The sequence below is a fragment of the Agrobacterium bohemicum genome, assembly GCF_001562555.1.
GTDB classification, from domain to species: domain Bacteria; phylum Pseudomonadota; class Alphaproteobacteria; order Rhizobiales; family Rhizobiaceae; genus Agrobacterium; species Agrobacterium bohemicum.
The window spans coordinates 100,216-116,739 of record NZ_KQ961035.1 but is presented as its reverse complement, the minus strand read 5'-3'; the positions used below and the strand labels follow the sequence as shown (position 1 = coordinate 116,739).

Here is a 16,524-nt window from a genome sequence, read left to right as displayed (position 1 = left end):
GGAGGGAATAGGACAATGGCAAGTATTGAGCTTCGTCAGGTCAAAAAGACATTTGGTGCTCTCGATGTGATCAAGGGGATCGATCTCGATATCAAGCACGGTGAGTTTTGCGTTTTTGTCGGTCCTTCCGGTTGCGGAAAATCGACGCTGTTGCGCATGATCTCCGGCCTTGAGGAACTGACTGGTGGCGATATCGTCATCGGCGGAGACGTGGTAAACGCGGTTCCAGCGGCAGATCGCGGGCTTGCGATGGTGTTCCAGTCCTATGCGCTTTATCCGCATATGACGGTTCGGGAAAATCTCTCTTTCGGCCTCGAAAACATCGGAACGCCTAAAAAAGACATCGTCGAAAAGGTTTCACAGGTCGCCAAGATGCTGCAGATAGACCAACTGCTCGAAAGGCGGCCGAAGGATCTGTCGGGCGGCCAGCGTCAGCGGGTGGCGATCGGACGCGCCGTGGTGCGCGAACCACGGGTCTTCCTGTTTGACGAGCCGCTGTCGAACCTCGATGCGGAACTGCGCGTGGATATGCGCGGTGAAATTTCCAGTCTGCATCGCCGCCTCGGCAACACCATGATCTACGTGACCCACGATCAGGTCGAAGCGATGACCATGGCCGACAAGATCGCCGTGCTGCGTGCGGGCAAGCTCGAGCAATTCGGCGTTCCGCTCGATCTTTATAATGGCCCGGCAAATCTCTTCGTGGCAGGCTTCATTGGGTCTCCGAAGATGAACTTCTTTGCCGGCGAAGTCGTAGCGGACGGTCAGCCGTCCCTTAAGATCGCGACCGGCGAATTGATCCCGCTGCCGCAGAGCGGTTTTTCATACGCGCCCGGTCAGCAGGTCACGCTCGGCATCCGCCCCAACCATGTGCAACCCACGCCAGACGGCGCATTGACCATGTCCGTGCGCACAGCAGAACAACTTGGCGGGGAATCCTATCTCTACGGAAGCCTTGGTGACGGCAACCATGTGACACTGCATCTTTCGGGGCAGACCGCGACCTCTGCCGGCGAAGTCATCCGTATGTCGGTGCCGCTGCAACACATCCACCTCTTCGATACAACAAGTGGGCTGACGCTGAAGCAGGACTAAGTCTCCGTCGCCTCACGCCCCCAAAAAGCAGGACCACTGACAAAACCGACAAAAAACACCGTTTCGCCCGGCTATCTGCGCAGTTTCGGCCAACTCTCGCGTAAGACGCAGCCGGGCTATTCGGACTATGATTTTGGCGGGAAGCGATGTCGTCGCTATTCTCAGTCCTGGTCGGAACTGAATGCCTGTCACTCGCATCAGCTCCAGAAGGTCATTCCTTGCCTGGAACGCGCCTTCTTGCACGCAGCCACGGGCTTGCTACCGCGGCCACGGTTGCTATCATGGCGAGACTGCAAAGCACGGCCTTCGACGTCGTGTTCATCGTGCCCTCGATCAAAAATGCGTGGACCGCGCTGCCAAGCACGACAATGCTGACGATGCTCGTGTGACTGAAGCGCCAGGAACGCGGTGAGAAACGACGCCGCATCAGAGAGAGGAGCGCGGCTGCAAAAAGGGCCCACATGGCAACGACCCCCCAGACAGAAAACGGTGTCGGCGAGCGCAACAGTAGCGCGTCGATTATGTCTGGAGGACTGGTGATCCACAGGCCAGCGACGTGAACAACAACGGCCGCGACCAGGAAAACGCCCACTGCGCGGTGGACACGACGGCTCAACGGCAGATGTACTCCGGGCAGCCAGCCGCATGCAAGGAAGGGTTGCGCCAGCAGGAGGGTAAGAGCAACGACGCCCGCAAAGCCAGCCGCTATATAGACCGGGTCACGCCAAGCGAGATATTCGCTCGTCGCGGCAAAAATCAGTGGCAAGACGAGCGCAAGCACGAAGCCTGTCCAGATCAGCAGTGCACGGGCCATGCGCATCAGTTCGGGTCAGACCGGTTGCAGGATGAAATGCGCCTCGAGCATGGCTGCTTTTGGAGTCGGCAGCAAGGGGCGGAGAAACACGGTGTCGTATTCACCGCTGTCATAGGCGAGGTGCGCATGTGCTTGACCGAGTGCCGGCACGATTTGCGGCATTTCCAGCCGAAACGCGCCATTGGCGTCAGTTAGCGTAGCGCCATGGCTGCGCAAGTCGCGTTCGCTGCCTTCGGTCGTATGGGCCCAGATCTGGATCCGCTGGCCCGATAGCGGGGCGCCGTCTCCGGCGCGGCGCACTGTGCCCGACATCCAGAAGCCACCGCCGCCGATACGCTCGACGATCTTCGCGCCAGGCATATAGTTGTTGGCGCCCCCGCGCATCGACGGTGTCGCGGAGAGACCTGCCGCGCGGGCAGGCATCGCGAGGCCAGTGAACCCGGCCAACGCAAAGGCGCCGCCAGCAGCAAGCAATGCTCGGCGATCAAAATCTATGTCAGACATGCTGATCTCCCCGAATTCGGTGGTGAACTATGTCGACACTTACAACCTTTTCGGCCAGTGACCAATCGCGACGGCGAACACAACCCGGCACGGTTTCGTGATGAAGGGCAGCCGCAGCAAGTTTGCGACCATTATTTGTAATGCAAAACAACAAGATCTCCATTTATTTCCTCGACGCGCATGTCAAAGCCATAAATGTTACGAAGAGTAGTTGGGTTCAGAATTGCTTTTGGTGTGCCGTCCGCGACAGCTTCGCCGCCCTTCATCGCAATAATCCTGTCGGCGTGCGCTGCTGCCTGGTTGATGTCATGCAGAACGATGACAATAGTTTTGCTTTCTTCGTCCGCCAGCGCGCGCAGGTGGAGCATCAGTTCTCGAGCAAAGTACATATCGAGATTGTTGAGTGGCTCATCGAGAAGGATGTAGTCAGTTTCCTGAGCAAATGTCATCGCCACCAGCGCCCTCTGCTTCTGACCGCCCGAAAGCGTGTCGATGAAGCGGTTGGCAAGATCGTCTAGAGCGAACCGCTTCATTGATTGATCGACAATATCGCGATCTCTCGCTGTTAGGCGACCGCGGCTATGCGGGAAACGCCCAAAGCTCACGAGTTCCCTTACCCGTAATCGGCTTGTCACCACTGAATCTTGCCGCAAGATCGCGATCATTTTTGCCAGCTCGTGGTTGCTGGTATTACCTATTGGATGACCGTCGATGGTGATCGATCCCGACTGAAGGGACTGCAGGCGCGAGATAAGCGATAGAAGCGTTGATTTACCAGCTCCATTCGGACCGATCAGCGCGGTCACCCCGTGTTTTGGAATTTCCAGCGAAACATTCTTGAGAATGACCGTTCCCGAATGACTTAACGACACGTTTTCAATATGGATCATTTGCGACTTCCAGCAATCAGAAGCAAAAGAAACACGATACCTCCAACAAAGTCGATCACCACTCCCAACGTCGAACTGTTACCCAAGCCGTGTTGTAAAACGGTTTGTCCTCCTACGAGAACGACGATGGCCATAAGTGAGGCGGCCGGCAACAAAACGGCGTGCCGCCTGGTATTGACGAAGCGCTCTGCAACGGCAACCACAAGCAAGCCGAAAAACGCGACCGGACCAACCAGAGCCGTGGATATCGCAACAAGCGTGACCACAAGGAGCAATAGCGATGCGGTTGTTCTTGCCCACGAAATTCCGAGGCCGGTGGCGCTGTCAGGTCCCAGTGCGACGATGTCGAGCACGTGTCGCGATCGCCAGGCAATTACGAGACCGGCCATGGTCAAAATTGTCATAATGGCCAGAAGATCTGTGCGTATGCCGTTGAAATTCGCAAAGCTTGCACCCTGCGCGATCGCGAATTCATTTGGGTCAATTAGTCGCGCAAGCAGCGACTGCAGGCTTCGAAACAGGATTCCAATAACGACCCCAGCAAGCAGCATCAAACTCATGTCGATCCTTCGCAAAAGCATTGGCAGCAGGATCGCACTGGCTGACAACATCAGTAGGACGACTTCCCCACCAAACTTGATGTGAGGGGATATCGATGCATATCCAAGTCCACCGAAAAGGAAAATGAGTAGCATCTGACCAAACAAGTAAAGTGCATCGAGCCCCATAATGGACGGGGTCAAAATCCGGTTGTTGGTGACTGTCTGGAAAATCACAGTAGACACGGCGATCGCAATGCTCACTTCGACAAGGGCAACCAGCTTGGTGGCCCGCAGGCTCATGACAAAAGCGAAGTTTCCTCGCAGGCCGATCGTGAGATAGACAATCATCGCGATCACGGCTAACAAACCTAGAAATAGCAGTTTCCGCTCAGCCATGTTTCGGCCGATACAAAAGAAGAAACAAAAAGATCAGGGCGCCGATACACCCAAGTACGGTTCCTACCGGGACCTCATATGGGAAATTTATTGTTCGACCGAGAATGTCGCATCCTAACACCAGGATTGAACCCAGCATGGCGACGATTGGCATGGTGCCACGGAGATTATCGCCTGCCAACCGCGAGACGATGTTCGGGACGACAAGACCGACGAATGGAATCCCGCCGACAATGACTGTACAGAGCGCAGAAATCACGGCAACGATGACAAGCCCTAGCTGCAGCATTCGGGCATGATTTATTCCCAGCCCAACGCTTGTGTCACGACCAAGCGCCATGATCGTAAGCCGATCCGCCACGAGCCAGGCGACGACCAGCATCGCCCCACTGATCCACAGCAATTCATAGCGACCGCGCAAAACACCTGAGAACTCGCCGTTCGTCCAGATCGCAAGATACTGGAGAAGATCTGCCTGCCAGGCGACGAAGGTCACGGCCGCGCCAATGACGCCGCCATAGACGATGCCGAACAATGGCACCAGAAACGGTTGGGTGGGGGGCAGGCGATGGGCTGTCAGGAGAAACAATGCGGTACCGGCAAGAGCCGTCGCAGTCGCAACGACACTCTTTAGCAGGAGGCTTGCCGAAGGCCACAGCAGCGTCACTAAGAGCACCCCGAGTTCAGCGCTCTGTGACGTTCCTGTCGTAGAAGGTTCAACATAGCTATTGCGGGCAAGCGTTTGCATGACGAGACCGGCCAGAGCCAGTCCCGCACCTACAAGAATGGCCGCCAAGGTTCTCGGAAGCCTGCTGACCATAAAGAGTTCGATGGTTCCGCTATCAGAAACGCCGATGAGAGTGCTGGCAACTGATAGCGCAATAAGGACGACGCTGCATACCGAGGTCGTCTGCCACATAGCCCAACGTTCAGCATTGATCATTTGGCAGCGTTAAATGCGTCGGTGATTGTCTTGAGGACCTTAACCGTCGATTGCACGCCTCCTGCGGCGATGTAGAACTCGGCTGCAGGTAAATAGACAACTTGTCCTTTTTTCCAAGCCGTTGTCTGAGCCACAAGTTCATTGTCGAGGGTCGCCTTCGCTCCTTGTTCACCCGAGCCAATCGCTGAGGCGCGGTCGAGGACCAAAAGCCAATCCGGGTTTGCTTTGCTAATGAACTCAAACGAGACTGCTTCGCCATGATTCGCCGACTTTATGTCCGGGACGGCGGACTCTAGATTGAGCGTCGCGTGCACCCAACCAAACCGCGATCCTGGACCGTATGCGGTAACCTTGGGACCGTTGGTCATAATGATGAGCCCTTTGCCCTTTCCTTTGACCGCTTCCTGCGCCGCACGGACATGCTCGTCCAGGTTTGCTGCGACCTCACGTGCCTCGGCTTGCTTCTCGAACAACGCACCATAGGTCGCCAAGCGCTCCTTTGCCTGAGCGAGAAGATCGTCCCCCAGCATGGTCATATCAATCGTCGTCGCAACAGCTGCCGTCTGATCGACTTTTGTGGATGATCTTCCTCCGAGAATGATCAAGTCTGGGCTAAGAGAGCTCAACGCCTCCAGATCAGGCTCGAAGATATTTCCGACGATCTCAGCGCCTTGTTTCAAGGGTTCAAGTTCATCCAGATAAAGCTTTTCCGGCACGCCTGCAGGCTTAACGCCGATGCTTGCCAGCGTGTCGAGGGCGGCCATGTCGAAGACGGCTACTCTCTGAGGAGTTTCACCAATAGATACCGTGCCCCTTGCTGTTTGTACCTCTGTTGCCTGAGCAAAGGCGGCGAACGATGTAAAGGCGATGACCGCCGCGAGCCTAAGTGTTTTCATAAGTGTACCTCGGAATAAGGGCCGCATCTGGAGGATGCGGCCGTGCTGCTCATTCTGAGCAAAAACGGAGCGACTAGAAGTCGAACGATGCAGAAAGCATGAACGTCCGTGCCGAACCTGCTGCAAGCCATCCGCGCGCAGACGAAGACCAGTAGTTCTCGTCGAAGACGTTCTCTACGTTCGCCCGGATTTCAACCGCTTTGCCATTGTCACGCTCGAACTTGTACCGCGTTCCAAGGTCAACCCTTGTCCAGCCGTCGACCTTTTGGGTGTTTCGCTGATCGTAATATGTGCTTCCACTATAAATGAAACGTCCGGTAAGAGTTAAATCCTGGATCCAAGGCAAGTCATATTCACCGTAGAGGCTGATCGAAGTCTTTGGAACGCCTGGTGCAGTGTTGCCATCAAAGGTTCCACCGCTGGTCTTTGCGAGTTCCGCATCCATAAATGTGACGCCGCCTAGCAGGCGTAAACCATCTACGGGTTCGCCATAAGCTGCCAATTCGAGGCCGCGATTGATCTGAAGGCCGTTGACACCGAAGACTCCAGCAGTTGTGAAGCCGCTTGCTTGCCTAATCTCGAACAAAGCGGCTGTTAGCATCGCTGAGCCAGTGTCGTATTTCAACCCGATCTCTTTCTGCCTGTTTACGATAGGCGGAAATATTTGACCGGCGTTTACGGTTGCCGCCGCGGGCGCGACTGCGCCTTCTGTCAAGGCTTCGACGTAGTTCGCGTAAACTGAGAGATTGTCATTGACCTTGATGTTGGCGGCGGCGGCGGGGCTGAAGCGGGACTCTTCGTAGAAATAATTTCGCGCTCCAAGAGGTGCAGCAGGATTGCCAGGACGCTGGTTGAAGCCTTGCTGGCGCATATTTTGGTAGCGTCCACCTAAGGTGATTTCAACTTTCTCATCAAAGAAAGACAGGGTGTCAGATACAGAAAGGCTTGTCGAAGTTAACTCCGAAAACCTTTGCGCATCCCCGGACCGCGGGAGGCCGACTGTACTGACCAAGTTACTGGGAATATAAACGGGGTTGTAAATGTTCGTGGTGATATTTGTTGGGAAACCCAGGAACGCAGGACGCGGATCCAAATGGGCGCGATTATTCTCGGTATATGAGGTTTGAGCAGAAATACTGAGAGAGTGACCGATCTCACCTGTCTCGAACTTTGATCGAATACCCGTCTCGCCCGTATAACTTATTATTTCTTGAGGGTTGTAACCAAAGGAAACAGCGGCATCGCCGTTCGAGTTCAAGATTGTATAGGACGAAGTCAAAAAGTCTTCGCGGTAACGGCTGGCGCCCGCCGCTGCGTAGATTGTCGTATTTTCAAATACATCGTACTCGATCCTACCCGCCGCCATGTTGTAAGAACTATCGAGATATTCGAAAGGATTGCCTGTATTAATCTTTCCGCTCGGCGCGCGAGGGATTGATCCCAGCGACGCGTTCGCTCCATTGAACAGCGAAGTCGGGGAATCCAGATTCTGCGTCGAGTGATTGAGATCAAGCGAAGCGCGGAAGTCTTCGCCACGATAATCTATCCCCAGTGACGCGACACCTATTTTGGTGTCATTGTGATCCAATGTTGTCTCACCACCGGTGAAGGAGCCGTTGGCTCGAATGCCCCACTCACCGCCATCACCGAAACGGCGACTGACATCAGCATGGGTCCACAGCTGTGAATCGCTACGGTATCCTGTCGTCAGGCGGGTCATAGGCTCATCGGCCGCGCGCTTGGGAACTAGATTGATCGTTCCGCCGACGCGCCCAATGCCGCCGTTCACAAAATTGCTTGGACCCTTCAGAACCTGAACCTGCTCGATACCCTCCAAAAAATGTCGGCGCGGGTTGGCGATGTAGGGAAGTCCATCGTAGAGAATATCAAGGTTGACGACAGAGAAGCCGCGGATGAAAAAGGAATCGCGTTCGCTATTGGCTGGCGCGTCCGCGCGAACAGATGGGTCATTCAACGTTATGTCCGCCACAGTTCGCGCCTGCTGGTCGCGTATCAGTTTCGCGGTGTAAGTCGTAACGCTGAAAGGTGTGTCCTTAATAGGCCGATTGCCTAAGGCTCCGAGTCGAGCTTCGGTGGATATTTGGCCACCGCTAAAAGGAGCCGAAGGCTGACCAACAGTGCCGGTGGCCTGCGACCCCTGGACAACAATGGTCTCCAAGACCGTCGGCGTAGTCGATCTTCGCTGTTCACGTTTTACTTCTTGACCCTGCACCGAAGCTGGCAGTAGTGCGATTATCGACGCGCTTCCAAGCAATGCGCAAATGTAGCTGTTCAAGCTGAAGCGAAATGTCCCCGCTGACATGTATCCCATCCCCGTTTCTGTAAGTTCTATTGATGTCCGAGTTCCCGCGCTGGCACAGTTAGCTCAGCGGTTGCCAATCGAATTCGAGCGTTTCCTTAAAGGCGAAGCGCTCGATGTGCCTCTGAACAACATTCCTTAGAACTGTAAGATCCTCGCTCTTGAGCGCTGTGATCTCTATGGTGAGGGATTTGTCATTTGCACTTAGACGCGTTTCACCAAGAGGCAGAGCGATTTTTGATGAGAAAGGCGTGAACTCGGTCTCAAATTTGTGCGCCCAATGCTTTGATAGTTGCTGCAGATATCGACTTGCATGATGCGTCAAAATGACAGCTCTACTGCTAGACACGGATCCATTCCCCCTTAACAGCGCCCAGCTATCTTGACGTAAGATCAACCACAGACGCCTATCCGCAATCTCAAAGATGATTAAAATAGTCAAGTCTAAATGAATACTGAAAGTGGAATATTCTGGCAAAATAAATACGTCTGCAATGAATAAAACTTATAGGTGTATTTATAATCCCGATTGAAATATTACATCCGACCCAGGCCAAGGATAACGGGTTGCAGTTTGATACAGGAGCTGTCGATAAACGGTTGAACGGGTGCTTCTTTGGACCCGGCAAGTGCACTGAAGATACGTTCCCATATGCCGCGCTCTGACCATCGGACGAACCGATTGTAGAGCCTCTTCTTCGGTCCGTAGACACCGGCGCGCAGTCGGACCAACAGCCATCAGATCGCAGGGCATGAACAATGCCGCTCAGCACACGATGGTCATCAACGCGCTATTCCCCGCAGACGCGGCGCGATCCGATCCCTTGCGCATCCGAACACCAAACGAAGTCACTATATCCGCCTCTAAAACAGAGACAATCAATCACCTTTGGTACCGTTTTGGAAAGCAGGTTATTGGGTCCTGACCCTAATTTGCGATCGAGTTATTGTCCGAATTCTAGGGCGATGTTATCTCAGGTCGTTGGTAATGGTTTGATGGTATTACCGTCCGGTATAGCTATACTAACGAACAATTTCCGGTCGCGAATTGATGACGTTTTTAACAAAGCACTTTCCACACTGAAATATAGATTACTTCGAGAGCATATAACGCGAATTTGTTGGACTTTCGTTTTAAGTAATGGGAGATGGTTACGCAGCTCAACTCGATTAGGATCACAAAATGAATTTCAATGTAGGTCTATATTTTTTAGCGGTCGCCTTCAGTACTGCTGGGATGATCACGTCCGCAAAGGCGGATGATTATTCGTTCACAGCAACCAATACAACCGGATCGGCAATCACCAAGGTTTTGGTTTCGGAGAATAAAAAGGAATGGGGCTACTTTGACATCGGCCGCGGTATCAATCCCGGTAAGACTGCTAACTTGGAATGGGACCAGAGTACAAACAGCGAAAGCTGCACTCAGTGGGTTAAGGCTGCCTACGCAGACGGCAGTGAGTCTGAACCTGCCAAGTTTGATTTCTGCGAAGATGGGCTTGAGATCAATTTCTGATTGGATGAATATAGGCAACGATATTAGCTAGGCGGGGTTTTGTGAGGTTGCGGGAGACGCTGTCATAGCCTCTCTCGCTGGCCTGTTTACCTCATATTGGGTCTAAACGCTTTTTACGATAATGCCGATACCAGTCCGGCTGGCACTGATATCGGCGTTTTACGCGGCAAGCGTGCGGCGAAATCTGCAGGATTAGAGCCGGCTGTTTCTTTGTGTTTAACACGCGAGAGCAATTGCCTTGAGCAAGCGACAACTCGCCCTATCTGGCAGCGTTGAAGATTATGGCGTTCTGGCACGTGACTGTTGATTATTTCAGCCTAAAAATCGTCAGCAACTGATGATTAATATATCGAGGCAGACGTTTGCCATGGACGAAATCAAGACCCGCAAAATCGTAGATACGGTTGCCGAAGAAATTGAAGCAACTGCGTTTGGTCGCTCGTCCTGGTCAAATGTCGCTTTGCGCTTGACGGAGGCGTTCCCGGGCTCGTCGTGCGTGGTGCTGGGTGAAGATCAGGTTCAACGCCAGTTGCGACACTGTGATGCCGTGAATATTGAAGCACATCACTTAGAGGCTTATGCTCAGTATTTCGCGTTCTGCAATCCGTGGATGAAGGTGTGGTCAGTTCTGCCTGACGGCGCTTGCGCGGTTTCCGAGCGCGATTTCCCGGTGAAGCAGATCGAAAATACAGAGTTTTATAACGACTTCGTACGCCGGGTTCCTGATTTCGATGCGTCGACTGGCATGTCACTCGATATTGACCCATGCAGTACGCTACGCATTCCGCTCCATTATTCCTCGGTCTACGCGCAAAAATATGATGGGCCCGCAGAATGGGTGATGTCCCGTTTGAAGGGTGTACTCAAGCGAACCGCCAATGGCGTCAGCCACCTTCAGCAGGAGACTGACCGTCAGATAGCGCGCGCTGCATTGGCAAACAGGGGCGACGACATTGCTATCGTTGTCGACGCTCGGATGAGCATACGCGACGTTAACGGGGCGGCAGCGTTAGCGTTGGACAAAAGAGCCGTTATCGCGGAACGGCAGGGGAGGCTTTCCTTCTGCGAGTCAGCGCTTGCGAAGACAGTTCCTGCCGCCGTGGCAAATATCGCGGCTTCTGCGTCATCGGGCGTATCGTCCGTCGTCGCGGCAACGGAAACTGGCAGTTGGGTTGTCCATTTCTCGATTGTTGCCGGATCGCGATCCAACGCGTTCGTTTCGCTTACACCTCTGGTACTAATACAGGCACGAAACCTCTCCGTCCCTGCGCAACCGAGACGACTTGACGAAGCCGCGAGAATGTTCAGGCTGACGCCAGCGGAGGAAGTGTTTTGCCGCCACCTCATGACGGGGGCATCCGTTAGGGATATTGCGATGGCGACAGGGGTGACATTTGAAACTGCCCGCTCCCGGCTGCGTACAATCTTTCAGAAAACGGATATGCATAGTCAGGGGGAGCTGATGACATTGTTCAATCGTGTCGCCTGCTGTTAAGGCGACTGAGCCACGCAGCGTTGGCTGGTGGTGCGAAGTATACCTTCGCTGCGCGGCGGCTGACGGTTGCGTCCTAAGGCTCGCATAGCGAAGGGCTGAGTTTTTCGAGCTATTGACGCGTTGAGAGACTTTCTAACTAGCGGCGCTCAACACAGTGGTTGTGCAACAAGCGATCGTATGAGCCAAATTCGACACAAATCTCTTCATGTCGTTATGTTTCAGCGCCCGCTATTTTGATATCGGTACCAGAATGGATCCTGCCGCGCATTTCTCGCATCGTTTCTGTTACAATCCAGAACGATTTGCTTTTGCTGGTTGAAAGCGTTGAGGAGTTGGCTGTACGCAGCGCGGTTGTTCCGTGGGGTCGAATCCAACTGGTTCTTGATCTGGAACAGGCGGTTTGTCTGGGAACCGCAATTTCCCGCAAAGGCTGGTGCCCCGATTGAAACAGCAGCTAAAGTAATGATGAGAAGTTTCTTCAATTCGTTCTCCTGTAGGTGAATGCCTTAAGCTCAAGGCGTGTCAAACCATCACATACGTCTGTTGTCTGGTGAGGTAGGATTGTATTGTCAGGTGATGTGGTACTTGGATTAGACGGTCAGCCACATGATCCCGCTGCCTGGCTTTTCGCATCACGCAATTGCTTTTCGAGTTCCTGTTTGTATGCGCGCAGACCCGGATCGCTCAGGCATTGATTTACAAGCTTAATGCTCTCGTTATACAGCGTAATACCAGCCTTTGCTGTGCCGCAGATACCGACCGCATTCTGGGCTCGCGTGGCGAAGGGCTGGATTTTTTGGGTCATGTAAGCATCCGAGCAAATATCTTTGCTCCATGCAGTATGTCCGCCGACTGTCGAGACGAGCAGTGCAATAATACTGGTTCGAAAAAAGATACGGAATTCCACGTTGTGCATCCTCTGATTGTTCGGTCGTCACTGTTTTGAACGATGCCGATGATGGCGACGAACACAAAAGAGCAAGAAACAACTATAGCCGCATCCCCCAATTGGAGGGTGAGGCAGGGATGCTAACGCCTTGGCGCGGAGACCTGAAACCGCCAGTGCACACAAGAACTCTGTCTCGCATACGCCCAATCCTGATTGAGGAGGCCCGCTCATGACGTCCACATAGCGCTCGGCAGGGGAAGTCCACAGGCGGATTTCTCATTACGACCAGCTATGTGTGATTATGCGCGGAACTCTGAGCCCTTTGGGCGCGGAAGAATGACCCCGGTCGGTGCAGATTGACATGCTGTGCGATTTCACTTTTATGCAAATCGGATGGGGTCAACGTTCCACCCCTATCGTGGGGTTACCGGCCCCGCCGAAACGCACCTCCGCAATGATGGCTGTGATCCGATATCGCGCCAATAATGCGGCACCCCAAAAAAGACCGAGGATGCCGTCCATCAAGATCTGATCCGCTGTTCCATCCAAGGGGTCCGACGCATTGCTAATAAGCTTCCCCAGAGGCGTATAAAGCGCGCCTACATCATCGCATGGGCGTGTTGGATATGAGCGCATCAAGCTGGCACACGACGCGCTCATTTGAAATTAACAATGCAACCTTAATGCTAGTAATTTTCTATAATGCAACTGCTGGGGATGTATTTGTAGTAACATGTCCCTTTCAGTCACAAGAAAATTCAACGATTACCATCGATAGTCACGATATTCATCTCGCCTACGCCATTCGCGTCGGTCATAAAAGTCGCGGCGTTCTCTCCATTCGCGACGATCGCGTCTATCACGCCATTCTCTTCTGGCTTCCCACCGATCTCGATATTCAGGCGGCGGTCGATTTGGCCGGCAATAGCCACGAGGGGAAAGGTGGAATCCGCGTCCACAAGCGTAGTCTACCTTTTGCACGACTGATACCGACGGGACAGATGGTTGAACTGACGGCATTGCGTTGGCCACGTTTGCAAACACACTGCTTAGAATTATTCCCGCGCCCATAACTATCTTGCGCATCTCACATCACTCCGTTGGCGATGACGTGATTTAGCAGTTCAGCTCGTGAACCATGCCTGAATGAATGTTGACGTTTTCGTGGCATTGGAGGATAAGAGGAACTCGGACTGTGCAAATCCTGTCCGGTATGGAATATTCCCGGCCACAGATCGGTCCGACTGCGGCGTGCCATTGTCCCACCCACCGGTCGGATTTGCCAAGCTCTACCTTGGGTTCCGTCCTTAATTTTGAATTGCCCCGATGTCGGGTTGCCGCTTTCAAAATGCCATGTAACTACATTGCACGGCGGACACTCCACGAGCTGGATGCTAATACGCCTGTTATGTCACATGGATGCTAGGCAGCTCCATAGGAGAAGGGACGACATCGGAAGGCTTAAACGTCCAAACGGCGTGTCCGCCCCATAGAAGTTCAACCACCGCCTGGAGAAACGCTTTCATCATTCCGGTCGGGAAGTGCGCCAGTGCCCGGAGTCTTGCTTTCGTCAGTCAAATGTCTCTTGGCATGAGGTCCGGCGGGAGGGTTGTCTCGGCCATCGACTCGCTCTTTGTCAGTTTCTTCGATCTCTTGTTGAGCTCTCGTGCCGTTGTCCATATCCAGCCTCCTGCGGTGTGACATAGAAAATCCAATTCGCAGCTTTTGGTTCCCGTTGAAGAGCAATGCAGCCAGACTTGCGGTTGGAGGCGACTATGATCCAAACTCATGCTGTGGAGCCTGTCGCCGTCATGGATGTTGAGTGAGGAGGGGTGTGGCCAAATATTCGCCGAAGTCCCTGTTCGGAACTGTCGGTCGCCACGCCGCGGCCGGCAGCAGATTCTCCAACCGCGAAATGCTTGCGACTACGCTCCAAGTTGTCACGATTTTCCACGAGATGTAGAGGCCATAAAAATATCCGCGCGGATGATTTTTGCGAACTGGTCCATGTCAAATCCGTCCGCAGCAACACATCGGTCACCCCTATTTCCACATCGCGCGCATGCGTGCGCCAACATCAATCCGGATTTGCTGGGCGCTGCGTTCAGATACTGCGGCAGAAACCTTCGGCCAAGCCATCGTTTCAAAATATTGCAGCAGCGTCGCTGGGATGAACCGAGAACGCGACGCATAAACATGCCGATCGCCCTGCAAGCTCTGTCCGTGCGTGTAAAACCGTAGCGGCGTAATCAGCGCCAGACTGTCTTTGGCTCGTGTCATGCCGACATAGAGCAGGCGTCGCTCTTCTTCAAGCTCCTGCGTCGTCCCTGTCCCGAGGTCTGACGGTATGCAGCCATCGACAACGTTCAGGATGAAGACCGAGCGCCATTCCTGCCCCTTGGCCGAGTGAATGGTCGACAGGATGAGATAGTCTTCATCGAGTAGCGGTACTCCCGCCTGATCACTCGTGGCATCCGGCGGGTCTAGCGTCAGTTCGGTCAGGAAACGTTCGCGCGAAGGATAGCCGCTGGCAATTCGCTCGAGTTGCAGGAGGTCGGCCTTGCGAGTATCGGCATCTTCGTGGATGCGGTCGAGATTGGGTTCGTACCAGAGACGGGCCTGCGCGATATCCGACGGCCAGCCTTCCTGCGTTTTGCGAAGCCCTCTCAGCAATTGAACGAACGACGTCCAGTCCTCACCAGTCTTCGGTGGTGGTGGGATTTCAGCAAGTGCCAAGAGCGGTTCGGGATCGGACGCGATCGTGTCGAGAATGGTGCCGGCTTTCTTGGGTCCAATGCCAGGCAGCATTTGCAAAAGGCGAAAACCCGCAACCCGGTCGCGTGGGTTCTGAGCGAAACGCAACACCGCCAGCATGTCTTTAACATGGGCGCTGTCGAGAAACTTCAGGCCACCGAATTTCACAAAGGGAATGTTTCGACGGGTGAGTTCGATTTCGAGCGTTCCGCTGTGACTGGAGGTGCGAAACAAAACAGCCTGCTGCTTGAGCGTCATTCCGGTTTCGCGATTGGCCAGCACCTGCTCGACAATGTAGTTCGCCTGTTCGGTTTCGTCCTTGACGGTAACGAGTTTGGGTCGCTCGAGCGACTCCCGTTCGGTCCATAGGTTCTTGGTGAAACGCTCGCGCGCCAGTTCGATGACACCGTTGGCTGCCGCCAGAATGGGCTGGGTCGAACGATAGTTGCGATCGAGGGTGATGACATCAGCGGCAGGGCTGAAGGATGTGGGGAAGTCCAGAATGTTGCGAACGGTCGCTGCCCGGAACGAATAGATTGACTGGGCATCGTCGCCAACGACGGTCAGGCCTCGCCCGCCGGGTTTGAGCGCCATCAAAACAGACGACTGGAGTTTGTTGGTATCCTGATATTCGTCGACCATGACATGATCGAAGCGATTGCCGATATCGTCAGCGAGATCGGGATCGCTGACCATCTGCGCCCAGTAGAGCAGAAGGTCATCGTAATCGAGAACGTTCTGTGCTTGCTTGGCCTCGACATAGGCTCCAAACAATTCCTTCAACTGTTCTTCCCAAGTGGCGACCCATGGATAGTGCTGTCTCAGAATCTCGTTCAGCGGCGTCTGCGAGTTGACTGCGCGTGAATAGATCGCGAGACAGGTGCCCTTGGTCGGGAAGCGGCTTTCCGTCTTGGAAAATCCGAGCTCGTGCCGCACGAGGTTGATCAGGTCGGCGCTATCCTCACGGTCATGAATGGTGAAGTCGAGGTTGAGACCGATCTGCTCGGCATACATCCGCAACAGTCTCGCACCGATCCCGTGGAACGTGCCGGACCATGCTAACGCGTCCGTCAGGACGCCGGCATTTGCACCCAGGACGTTCCGGCAGATGCGCTCGACGCGTCGGGCCATTTCCGAGGCGGCTCTACGCGAAAAGGTCATCAGGAGAATACGGCGCGGATCCGCACCATTCACGATGAGATGTGCCACGCGGTGTGCCAGAGTGTTGGTCTTACCGGAGCCTGCACCTGCAATGATCAACAGCGGCCCGGCCGCGCTGCCCTCAGTCAACCCAACGCCATGCTCGACGGCTTTGCGCTGCTGCTCGTTCAGTTTTTCGAGGTAGGCAACTGCCATAAGAGCTCGCTTGATGCAGAAAGTGGAAGGGAAGCGTTATGAACAAATGCGGAACATATATTGTCGCTGGATAATTTGGAAGGTCATTTTTCATATCTCTAAACAATCATTCAC

At 54.0% G+C, this 16,524-nt stretch carries 15 protein-coding genes; 3 read left to right on the top strand and 12 right to left on the bottom strand.

Annotated features, from left to right (window positions below):
* The first annotated feature begins 15 nt into the window (after nucleotides 1–15).
* Nucleotides 16–1,095, top strand: a complete 1,080-nt coding sequence (locus ATO67_RS19435) for an ABC transporter ATP-binding protein (RefSeq protein WP_067653035.1) — start codon at nucleotides 16–18, stop codon at nucleotides 1,093–1,095.
* A gap of 211 nt (nucleotides 1,096–1,306) precedes the next feature.
* Here the strand turns inward: ATO67_RS19435 and ATO67_RS19430 are convergent, their stop codons facing one another.
* From ATO67_RS19430 to ATO67_RS19395, 8 genes are all read right to left on the bottom strand, one after another.
* Entirely contained in the window at nucleotides 1,307–1,909 is a 603-nt protein-coding gene (locus ATO67_RS19430) for a ferric reductase-like transmembrane domain-containing protein (RefSeq protein ID WP_342585729.1), read from the bottom strand.
* Nucleotides 1,910–1,924: 15 nt separating this feature from the next.
* Nucleotides 1,925–2,413, bottom strand: coding sequence for a peptidase associated/transthyretin-like domain-containing protein (locus ATO67_RS19425; RefSeq protein ID WP_067653031.1), 489 nt, complete (start codon nucleotides 2,411–2,413; stop codon nucleotides 1,925–1,927).
* A 131-nt stretch (nucleotides 2,414–2,544) separates the two neighbouring features.
* Nucleotides 2,545–3,303: an iron ABC transporter ATP-binding protein gene (locus ATO67_RS19420; RefSeq protein ID WP_067653029.1), complete on the bottom strand. Its 759-nt coding sequence runs from the start codon at nucleotides 3,301–3,303 to the stop codon at nucleotides 2,545–2,547.
* Nucleotides 3,300–4,241 (bottom strand): iron chelate uptake ABC transporter family permease subunit, encoded by a 942-nt coding sequence (locus ATO67_RS19415; protein ID WP_067653027.1) that lies wholly within the window; start codon nucleotides 4,239–4,241, stop codon nucleotides 3,300–3,302. Before ATO67_RS19415 ends, ATO67_RS19420 begins: the two co-directional genes overlap by 4 nt.
* Nucleotides 4,234–5,160, bottom strand: a complete 927-nt coding sequence (locus ATO67_RS19410) for an ABC transporter permease (protein ID WP_245304033.1) — start codon at nucleotides 5,158–5,160, stop codon at nucleotides 4,234–4,236. Before ATO67_RS19410 ends, ATO67_RS19415 begins: the two co-directional genes overlap by 8 nt.
* 20 nt (nucleotides 5,161–5,180) lie before the next feature.
* Entirely contained in the window at nucleotides 5,181–6,080 is a 900-nt protein-coding gene (locus ATO67_RS19405; RefSeq protein ID WP_067653023.1) for a siderophore ABC transporter substrate-binding protein, read from the bottom strand.
* 73 nt (nucleotides 6,081–6,153) lie between these two features.
* On the bottom strand, nucleotides 6,154–8,403 hold the full coding sequence (locus tag ATO67_RS19400; RefSeq protein ID WP_106404991.1) for a TonB-dependent receptor: 2,250 nt from the start codon (nucleotides 8,401–8,403) through the stop codon (nucleotides 6,154–6,156).
* 58 nt (nucleotides 8,404–8,461) lie between these two features.
* Nucleotides 8,462–8,749, bottom strand: coding sequence for a DUF2218 domain-containing protein (locus tag ATO67_RS19395; RefSeq protein WP_067653135.1), 288 nt, complete (start codon nucleotides 8,747–8,749; stop codon nucleotides 8,462–8,464).
* Nucleotides 8,750–9,583: 834 nt separating this feature from the next.
* On the opposite strand from ATO67_RS19395, the gene ATO67_RS19390 reads away from it, so the two are divergent.
* Together ATO67_RS19390 and ATO67_RS19385 are read left to right on the top strand one after the other, a co-directional pair.
* Nucleotides 9,584–9,916 carry a hypothetical protein gene (locus ATO67_RS19390; RefSeq protein WP_067653018.1) on the top strand — a complete coding sequence of 111 codons (333 nt, stop codon included), beginning with the start codon at nucleotides 9,584–9,586 and terminating at the stop codon, nucleotides 9,914–9,916.
* Between the two features lie 367 nt (nucleotides 9,917–10,283).
* Nucleotides 10,284–11,411 carry a helix-turn-helix transcriptional regulator gene (locus ATO67_RS19385; protein ID WP_158667381.1) on the top strand — a complete coding sequence of 376 codons (1,128 nt, stop codon included), beginning with the start codon at nucleotides 10,284–10,286 and terminating at the stop codon, nucleotides 11,409–11,411.
* A 218-nt stretch (nucleotides 11,412–11,629) separates the two neighbouring features.
* Here ATO67_RS19385 and ATO67_RS19380 read toward each other — a convergent pair whose 3' ends face one another.
* The 4 genes from ATO67_RS19380 to ATO67_RS19360 form a co-directional block, all read right to left on the bottom strand.
* A complete protein-coding gene (locus tag ATO67_RS19380) occupies nucleotides 11,630–11,893 on the bottom strand; it encodes a hypothetical protein (protein WP_067653014.1) in 264 nt (87 codons plus the stop codon).
* A gap of 116 nt (nucleotides 11,894–12,009) precedes the next feature.
* Entirely contained in the window at nucleotides 12,010–12,318 is a 309-nt protein-coding gene (locus ATO67_RS19375) for a hypothetical protein (RefSeq protein WP_158667380.1), read from the bottom strand.
* Between the two features lie 747 nt (nucleotides 12,319–13,065).
* Nucleotides 13,066–13,386, bottom strand: coding sequence for a GCG_CRPN prefix-to-repeats domain-containing protein (locus ATO67_RS23900; protein ID WP_082760341.1), 321 nt, complete (start codon nucleotides 13,384–13,386; stop codon nucleotides 13,066–13,068).
* A gap of 957 nt (nucleotides 13,387–14,343) precedes the next feature.
* Nucleotides 14,344–16,410 (bottom strand): ATP-dependent helicase, encoded by a 2,067-nt coding sequence (locus ATO67_RS19360; protein WP_067653006.1) that lies wholly within the window; start codon nucleotides 16,408–16,410, stop codon nucleotides 14,344–14,346.
* Between the last annotated feature and the right edge of the window lie 114 nt (nucleotides 16,411–16,524).

Coding starts and splice junctions, on each gene's coding strand:
- ATO67_RS23900 (WP_082760341.1), bottom strand. CDS start 13,386: ATGCGCAAGATAGTTATGGGCGCGGGAATAATTCTAAGCAGTGTGTTT.
- ATO67_RS19410 (WP_245304033.1), bottom strand. CDS start 5,160: ATGTGGCAGACGACCTCGGTATGCAGCGTCGTCCTTATTGCGCTATCA.
- ATO67_RS19400 (WP_106404991.1), bottom strand. CDS start 8,403: ATGTCAGCGGGGACATTTCGCTTCAGCTTGAACAGCTACATTTGCGCA.
- ATO67_RS19425 (WP_067653031.1), bottom strand. CDS start 2,413: ATGTCTGACATAGATTTTGATCGCCGAGCATTGCTTGCTGCTGGCGGC.
- ATO67_RS19420 (WP_067653029.1), bottom strand. CDS start 3,303: ATGATCCATATTGAAAACGTGTCGTTAAGTCATTCGGGAACGGTCATT.
- ATO67_RS19385 (WP_158667381.1), top strand. CDS start 10,284: ATGGACGAAATCAAGACCCGCAAAATCGTAGATACGGTTGCCGAAGAA.
- ATO67_RS19415 (WP_067653027.1), bottom strand. CDS start 4,241: ATGGCTGAGCGGAAACTGCTATTTCTAGGTTTGTTAGCCGTGATCGCG.
- ATO67_RS19390 (WP_067653018.1), top strand. CDS start 9,584: ATGAATTTCAATGTAGGTCTATATTTTTTAGCGGTCGCCTTCAGTACT.
- ATO67_RS19435 (WP_067653035.1), top strand. CDS start 16: ATGGCAAGTATTGAGCTTCGTCAGGTCAAAAAGACATTTGGTGCTCTC.
- ATO67_RS19405 (WP_067653023.1), bottom strand. CDS start 6,080: ATGAAAACACTTAGGCTCGCGGCGGTCATCGCCTTTACATCGTTCGCC.
- ATO67_RS19430 (WP_342585729.1), bottom strand. CDS start 1,909: ATGGCCCGTGCACTGCTGATCTGGACAGGCTTCGTGCTTGCGCTCGTC.
- ATO67_RS19360 (WP_067653006.1), bottom strand. CDS start 16,410: ATGGCAGTTGCCTACCTCGAAAAACTGAACGAGCAGCAGCGCAAAGCC.